The organism is Thermodesulfobacteriota bacterium, from assembly GCA_036482575.1.
GTDB lineage: Bacteria > Desulfobacterota > GWC2-55-46 > GWC2-55-46 > JAUVFY01 > JAZGJJ01.
The window spans coordinates 1-7380 of record JAZGJJ010000177.1 but is presented as its reverse complement, the minus strand read 5'-3'; the positions used below and the strand labels follow the sequence as shown (position 1 = coordinate 7380).

Genomic DNA, 7380 nt, shown 5'->3' with positions numbered 1-7380 from the left:
ATCCACGTGGCCGATCGTACCTACGTTTACGTGCGGCTTGTCCCTCTCGAATTTGGCCTTGCTCATAACTCTACCTCCAAAAAAAATTTAAGTAGTTCCGGGTTTATGGTCCTATCGGTAATGGTCCTTCATCTCGGTCCGCTGGCCGCTCGGTCCGCTGACCGCTCGGTCCGCTGGCCGCCGCGGTGACGGAGTAACAACCGTAAAGTTCCTGGAGCCCATGACCGGAATTGAACCGGTGACCTCTTCCTTACCAAGGAAGTGCTCTGCCAACTGAGCTACATGGGCGCTTTAGGCCCTTGTCAGGGGCGATCCTCCCGAATCCTGGCCGAATCCTGGCCGAATCCACGCACTGGAGCGGGTGATGGGGATCGAACCCACGTAACCAGCTTGGAAGGCTGGAGTTCTACCACTGAACTACACCCGCGTTAAGGGCCGTGATGCGTGTGCGTGATGCGTAAGAAGACCCGTGATACGTGTACGTGATGCGTTATACGTAAAAGATTTTTCCTTCCCGCATCGCGTATAACGCACACGCATCACGGCCCTTACTGGTGGAGAGGGGAGGATTCGAACCTCCGAAGGCGGAGCCAGCAGATTTACAGTCTGCCCCCTTTGGCCACTCGGGAACCTCTCCGCGCCGTTAAAAAACACGTAACCACCAATACGCACGTACCCATTCGCAGGGTGGGCGCAGGGTGGGCATAATAGCACTCTCTGGAGCTGGCGATGGGATTCGAACCCGCAACCTGCTGATTACAAATCAGCTGCTCTACCGTTGAGCTACGCCAGCGAAGTTCCCAAAGTTGTTAAAGGTTTGCGACCCTCCGGGAAATTAACAGAAACGGAATCTTTTATTTATAAGGTATACGGGGAGTATTGTCAAGGTTTTTCTCGGAAAACTCTGCCGGGGGGGCTCAACTTCAGAGCGGCCGCAGGCGGCGTACGAGAAGTCGTAGGCGGGCCGAACGGTTACGCTACTTTTACACTACTTTCCCGGGCCTCCGGGGGCTTTCGCCCCGCCACCCGCCTCCGCCACCAGGTCGGAGAGCCTGACCACTTCCACCCCGTCCTCGATAAGGGCCGGGATCATCTCCAGCAAAACGGCTATGGTCTCCGGGTAGGGGTGCCCTATGCCAATGGCCCCGCCCCTTTTCCTGGCGATCGCGACAAGCTCCTCCACCTGCCCCCTTATGTACTCCTCATCACGCGTGTTGTCGAGGAAGACGTTCCTCTCCACGGTCCTCACACCGAGTTCCCTGCCGACCCTACCCCCGACCGAGCGGTTGGAGGTACGGCTGTCGAGGAATAGAAAGTCCCTCTCCCCGACCACATCAAGGGCGGCCCTCATAAGCCTCTCGTCCTCGGTGAACCTCGATCCCATGTGGTTATTGACGCCTGTTATGTAGGGGATCGCATCGATGGCGACCCTGGTCCTCAGGCGCACCTCGTCCTCGGTCATGGCCGTAAGAAGCGCCCCCTCGCCCGGGTCGTGGGTGACCGCGTCCCTGGGCTCCATGGGCAGGTGCAGCAGCACTTCCATCCCCTTTGCGTGTGCCTCCCGGGCGACCTCCTTCGAGTATCTAAGGTGCGGCAGCACCGCCACGGTTACGGGCGCACTCACCTCGGCAAGCTCCCGGAGCCTTTTCATTCCCCCGCCCATGTCGTCTATGACGAACGCCACCCTAACGCTCGCCTTCGTGGGAGCGGGAGGAGTGGGGGGCATGGGGCGCGGTGGGGGGGGGGGCGGCACAACCGGCACGGCAGCCACGCCCGTTTCCTCCGGCGGGACCGAACCGGTGTCGATATAGCCCCCGATAAGGGCGGCAATAACGGCGCCCAGCACGAAGGCAACGACAATAAGGACCGCGGCCGCGGGGGTAAAAAGGGGGGCCCCCTTCCCCTTCCCGGCTCTCCGTTTTCCAGGTTTTCCAGTCTTGCGCTTCATAGCTCGTGTCAACTAAAATATCCCGTCTTCGACCGTCCTGAACACCATAGCACCCGCCGCGACAATAAATCAACCCCCACCCCCCCTCCCCGCGTCTTCCCTTTCGAGCAGGACAGAAAAAACCCATCCACGCTGGTCATGGATGGGTTTTTTACCCTGTGGTTCTAGTAAAATGGCGGAGCCGACGGGACTCGAACCCGCGCCCTCCGGCGTGACAGGCCGGCGTTATAACCAACTTAACTACGGCTCCCTGGAAAACTGGAAAACAATACGCTACGTGGTAGGCGGAACAGGGCTCGAACCTGTGACCTCAGCCTTGTAAGGGCTGCGCTCTTCCAACTGAGCTACCCGCCCTCTATCTCTTTACGGCCTGCTTGAGTCCGGCGCCCGCTTTGAACTTCGGTACCCTCGCGGCCGGTATCTTTATGGCCTTGCCGGTCTGGGGATTTCTTCCCATACGTGCCTTCCTCCTGGTCACCGAGAAAGTGCCGAAACCCACGAGGCTCACAGTGTCCCCCTTCTTCAAGCTCTTGGCGACTGTGTCGGTGAAAGCGCTCACGGCCCTTCCCGACGCGGCCTTCGTAAGTCCGGTCTTTTTGGAGACAGCTTCAACTAGTTCTGCTTTTGTCATGCGGCCCTCCCTTTGTTTAGTATTTTTTATCTATCTTATTGTCCCGCGCCCCGTCGACAGGCGCCCGGCAAGGGCAGTATAAACCATGAAAAGGTTTTGCGGCACCCTTGCCTTAAGGTCTACAAAATCTTACGCAACTTTGTTTATACTTGTCAAGGGAAATAGTACACGTTACGACCGTGGCAAACGTTCCGGGCTCTACGGCCTCAGTGCCTTACGACCTCTTCCTCGACCTTCTCCCGGTCGCCTTCCTTGCCGTAATTCTCCTTGTCCTCCTTGAATATAGTTTCCCTTCCCTTGATGTTTAACGCATGTACGAGCACGTCGTCCATGTGCTCCACCACCACCACCTCCACTTTTTTCAAGACGGAAGAGGGTATGTCCTTCAAGTCCTTTTCGTTCTCTTTCGGGATGAGCACTCTCGGCAACCCCCCCCTGTGCGCGGCAAGGATCTTCTCCTTGAGCCCGCCTATAGGAAGGACCTTTCCCCTTAAGGTTATCTCGCCGGTCATGGCCACGTCCTTCCTGACCGGTATCTTCAGGAGCACGGAGGCTATGGCCGTTGCCATGGTAATGCCGGCCGAGGGGCCGTCCTTGGGTATTGCGCCCTCGGGCAGGTGTATATGAATGTCGACCTTCTGGTAAAAATCCTTGTCCAGCCCGAACCTATCGGCACGGCTCCTTATATAGGTCATGGCCGCGCGGGCCGACTCCTGCATCACCTCCCCGAGCTTGCCCGTGACGGTGAGCTTCCCCTTGCCGGGCATAATCGCCACCTCGGTTGCCAGAAGCTCCCCCCCGGCCTCGGTCCACGCCAGCCCCGTGGCCACCCCGATCTCGTCGGACTCCTCTATCTTGCCGTAACTATACCGGGGTATGCCGAGGTGCCTGGCAAGGCTCTGGGGGGAGACCTTCACCTTCGTCTCCCTGCCCTTTTTGAGCACCTCCTTTGCCGCCTTCCTCATAAGCGTGGCTATCTGGCGCTCGAGGCCCCTTACCCCGGCCTCCTTGGTGTAGCGCCTTATGACCATAAGCATCGCGGTCTTGGTTATCTCCACGTTCTTGTCGGTAAGGCCGTGGGCCTTCAACTGCTTGGATACGAGGAACCTCGTGGCTATATTGAACTTCTCCTGCTCCGTGTAGCTGGGTATCCTTATTATCTCCATCCTGTCGAGCAGGGGATGGGGGATGCCCTGTATGCTGTTGGCCGTGGTGAGGAACATTATCTTCGAAAGGTCGTAGTCGCAATCGAGATAGTGGTCGTTGAAGGTATGGTTCTGCTCGGGGTCCAGCACTTCGAGGAGTGCGGAGGCCGGGTCGCCCCTGAAGTCGTAGCTCATCTTGTCCACCTCGTCGAGGAGGAAGACCGGGTTGTTGCTGCCGGCCTTCTTCAGAGACTGGATAATCTTGCCCGGCATGGAGCCTATGTAGGTCCTCCTGTGCCCCCTTATTTCGGCCTCGTCCTTGACCCCGCCGAGCGAAAGGCGCACGAAATTCCTTCCCGTGGCCCTGGCCACCGACTTGGCAAGCGATGTCTTGCCCACTCCGGGCGGGCCCACAAGGCAGAGTATCGGACCCTTCATCTCCTCCACGAGCCCCCTTACAGCGAGGTACTCCACTATCCTCTCCTTCACGTTCTTGAGTCCGTAGTGGTCCTCTTCGAGTATGCGCTCGGCCTCTTCTATGTCCTCCTTCTCCTCGGTCGTGTGCGCCCAGGGAAGGTTCACCAGCCAGTCTACATAGTTCCTCACGACCGTGGCCTCGGCCGACATCGGACTCATGAGCTTGAGTTTTTTGATCTCCTGCCTGGCCTTCTTCGCGGCCTCCTTGCTCATCTTCTTGGTCTTTATCTTGCTCTCGAACTCCTGGAGCTCGCTCTTGAACTCGTCCTTCTCCCCGAGCTCCTTCTGGATGGCCTTCATCTGCTCACTCAGGTAGTACTCCTTCTGGGTCTTCTCCATCTGCTTCTTGACCCTCTTGCGTATCCTCTGCTCGACCTCGAGTATCTCTATCTCGCCCTCCATGAGGCCGTACAGGTATTCGAGGCGGCCGGAGGGACTTATCGTATCGAGGAGTTTTTGCTTCTCATCGAGCTTCACGGTAAGGTGCGTCGCTATGGTGTCGGCGAGCCTGCCGGGGTCGTCTATGGCCGAGGTGCTCATTATCACCTCGGGCGGCACTCTCTTATTGAGCTTTACGTAGGTCTCGAAAGACTTCACGACGGACCTCACCAGCGCCTCGGTCTCCACGCTCTCCGGCGCAACTTCGGCCACCTCCTCGACCCTCACCATGAAGCAGTCCTTCTCCGAGACGAACTCCTTTATCCTGGCCCTGCGCTTGCCCTCCACCAGCACCTTTACGGTGCCGTCCGGGAGTTTCAGGAGCTGCAGTATGGTACCCATGGTCCCCACTTCATAGATGTCGGCGGGGGCGGGGTCCTCGGTCTTGGCCTTTCTCTGGGCCGCCAGGAGGATGCTCTTGTCACTTTCCATGGCCCGGTCGAGCGCCTTTATGGAGCGCTCCCTGCCCACAAAGAGCGGCACCACCATGGCGGGGAAGATGATTATATCCCTCAAGGGTATGAGCGGGACCACCTGGCCGCTCCCCTTCGCGTTCTTTTCCTTTTCAGTCTCTCCGGATAACATATCGAATATACACTCCTGCGCCTACGCCCCCTCTACCCCCTATGCCCGGCGGCTTTACCGGCGGGCCCGGAGGTCTTACCGAGGTTCAGGCCGTCTTCGCCCTCTTCTCGTAAACGGTTATGGGTTTGCCCTTCTCGGTTACGGAATCTTCGTTGACGAGGCACTCTTTTATGTTCGGCTGGGTAGGCAACTCGTACATGGTGTCGAGCATGACGTTCTCGATTATGGCCCTGAGCCCCCTGGCCCCCGTCTTCCTCTTCGTGGCCTCCCTTGCGAGCGCTACCAGCGCCCCCTCGGTGAAGTTGAGCTTTACGTTCTCGAACTCGAAGAGTTTCTGGTACTGCTTCAGTAGCGCGTTCTTCGGCTCGGTAAGTATCCTGACGAGGCTCTGCTCGTCGAGTTCGTCCAAGACGGCCAGGACCGGAAGCCTGCCCATGAACTCCGGTATCAGCCCGTAGTGCATGAGGTCCTGCGGCTCGACCTTATGGAGCAACGCGCTTAAGGCCGCACTCCCCTTTTTCTTGAACTCGGCGTGGAAGCCCATAGTCTGCTTGCCTACCCTCTGGGCCACCACGCTTTCGAGCCCGCTGAAGGCGCCTCCGCAAATGAAGAGGATGTTGGAGGTGTCCACCTGCAGGAACTCCTGCTGGGGGTGCTTGCGCCCTCCCTTGGGCGGGACGTTCGCCACGGTACCCTCGATTATCTTCAAGAGCGCCTGCTGCACGCCCTCGCCCGAGACGTCCCTGGTTATCGACGGGCTGTCGGTCTTCCTCGATATCTTGTCTATCTCGTCTATATATACGATGCCCTTCTGGCACTTTTCAACGTCGTAGTCGGCATTCTGCAGGAGGCTCAGTATAATGTTCTCCACGTCCTCGCCCACGTAGCCGGCCTCGGTAAGCGTGGTCGCGTCCGCTATGGTAAACGGCACCTTCAGTATCTTGGCGAGTGTCTGCGCCAGGAGTGTCTTGCCGGAGCCGGTGGGGCCCAGGAGCAGGATATTGCTCTTCTGTATCTCGACGCTGCCGAGCGAGACCTTGCTCTCTATCCTCTTGTAGTGGTTATAGACCGCCACCGAGAGGATCTTCTTCGCGCGCTCCTGTCCTATAACGTAGTCGTCGAGGATGGACTTTATCTCGGTAGGCTTGGGGATGGCCTGGGTCTTCTTCTTGAAGTCCTCCTTCTCGTACTCCTCGGCGATGATGTCGTTGCAGAGCTCCACGCACTCATCACAGATATAGACCATAGGGCCTGCGATGAGCTTCCTGACCTCATCCTGCCTCTTGGAGCAAAAAGAGCACGTAAGGTACCCCTCTCCCCCCCCTCCCCCTTTTTTGCCTGCCGGCATATCCTTAACCCTCCATGAGTTGTTCCAAGTCTCAGAGCCTCTTATCTATAACCCGGTCGATTATACCATACTCCTTCGCCTGTTCGCCAGTCATATAAAAGTCCCGCTCCGTGTCCGAGTGCACCCTGTCGAGCGGCTGGCCCGTGTGCCCTGCGAGCACGCGTGCCAGTTCCTCCCTTATCCTCAAGATCTCACGGGCCTGGATGTCTATGTCCGTGGCCTGCCCCTGGGCGCCGCCGAGCGGCTGGTGTATGAGGACCCTCGAGTGCGGCAGGGCGAACCTTTTCCCCTTCTCCCCGCCGGCCAGCAGAAGCGCCCCCATGCTCGCCGCCTGCCCCATACAGATGGTGGAGATCGCGGGCTTTACGTACTGCATGGTGTCGTATACCGCCATGCCCGCGCTAACGAGCCCACCGGGAGAGTTTATGTAGAGAAAGATGTCCTTGTCCGGGTCCTCGCTCTCCAGAAAGAGCAGCTGGGCTATCACGAGGTTGGCCGCGACGTCGTCTATCTGCGAGCCCAGGAAGATTATCCTGTCCTTCAAGAGCCTCGAGTATATGTCGTAGGCCCTCTCCCCTCGACCGGTCTGCTCCACCACCATCGGGACTAAAGTCATCTCGCCTCCTGTCCGTGTTAAAGGCCGTTATGCGTGTACGTTATACGTGATGCGGGAAAAAGCTTTAAATACGTATAACGCATCACGTGTTTCCTACGCGATCACCTTGCTCTCGAAGATAAAGTCAAAGACCTTGTCGGTCCTCATCCCGTCCTTTATGGCCTCCAGGGTGCCGTCCCTGGAAAGTTTCGC

5 protein-coding genes and 6 tRNA genes are annotated in these 7380 nt (G+C 58.2%); all 11 read right to left on the bottom strand.

The genetic code is table 11. The features are described 5' to 3' along the window. Positions 1 to 212: 212 nt before the first annotated feature. Positions 213 to 288, bottom strand: a tRNA-Thr gene (locus tag V3W31_07780). Positions 289 to 353: 65 nt separating this feature from the next. Continuing rightward, positions 354 to 427, bottom strand: a tRNA-Gly gene (locus tag V3W31_07775). A gap of 125 nt (positions 428 to 552) precedes the next feature. Continuing rightward, positions 553 to 637, bottom strand: a tRNA-Tyr gene (locus V3W31_07770). An 81-nt stretch (positions 638 to 718) separates the two neighbouring features. Then, positions 719 to 793, bottom strand: a tRNA-Thr gene (locus V3W31_07765). A gap of 195 nt (positions 794 to 988) precedes the next feature. Further along, positions 989 to 1948 (bottom strand): divergent polysaccharide deacetylase family protein, encoded by a 960-nt coding sequence (locus tag V3W31_07760; GenBank protein ID MEE9614828.1) that lies wholly within the window; start codon positions 1946 to 1948, stop codon positions 989 to 991. Positions 1949 to 2121: 173 nt separating this feature from the next. Beyond that, positions 2122 to 2198 (bottom strand) — tRNA-Asp (locus V3W31_07755). Between the two features lie 28 nt (positions 2199 to 2226). Beyond that, positions 2227 to 2302, bottom strand: a tRNA-Val gene (locus tag V3W31_07750). A gap of 1 nt (position 2303) precedes the next feature. Further along, positions 2304 to 2609 carry an HU family DNA-binding protein gene (locus V3W31_07745; protein ID MEE9614827.1) on the bottom strand — a complete coding sequence of 102 codons (306 nt, stop codon included), beginning with the start codon at positions 2607 to 2609 and terminating at the stop codon, positions 2304 to 2306. A gap of 176 nt (positions 2610 to 2785) precedes the next feature. Then, positions 2786 to 5224, bottom strand: coding sequence for an endopeptidase La (gene lon, locus V3W31_07740; protein MEE9614826.1), 2439 nt, complete (start codon positions 5222 to 5224; stop codon positions 2786 to 2788). Between the two features lie 85 nt (positions 5225 to 5309). After that, on the bottom strand, positions 5310 to 6572 hold the full coding sequence (gene clpX / locus V3W31_07735) for an ATP-dependent Clp protease ATP-binding subunit ClpX (GenBank protein ID MEE9614825.1): 1263 nt from the start codon (positions 6570 to 6572) through the stop codon (positions 5310 to 5312). Positions 6573 to 6603: 31 nt separating this feature from the next. After that, positions 6604 to 7188, bottom strand: a complete 585-nt coding sequence (gene clpP / locus V3W31_07730; protein ID MEE9614824.1) for an ATP-dependent Clp endopeptidase proteolytic subunit ClpP — start codon at positions 7186 to 7188, stop codon at positions 6604 to 6606. Positions 7189 to 7380 lie beyond the last annotated feature (192 nt).

Excerpts from the sequence above, each read along its gene's own strand:
- clpP (MEE9614824.1), bottom strand. The coding sequence starts at position 7,188 with ATGACTTTAGTCCCGATGGTGGTGGAGCAGACCGGTCGAGGGGAGAGG.
- V3W31_07760 (MEE9614828.1), bottom strand. The coding sequence starts at position 1,948 with ATGAAGCGCAAGACTGGAAAACCTGGAAAACGGAGAGCCGGGAAGGGG.
- clpX (MEE9614825.1), bottom strand. The coding sequence starts at position 6,572 with ATGCCGGCAGGCAAAAAAGGGGGAGGGGGGGGAGAGGGGTACCTTACG.
- lon (MEE9614826.1), bottom strand. The coding sequence starts at position 5,224 with ATGTTATCCGGAGAGACTGAAAAGGAAAAGAACGCGAAGGGGAGCGGC.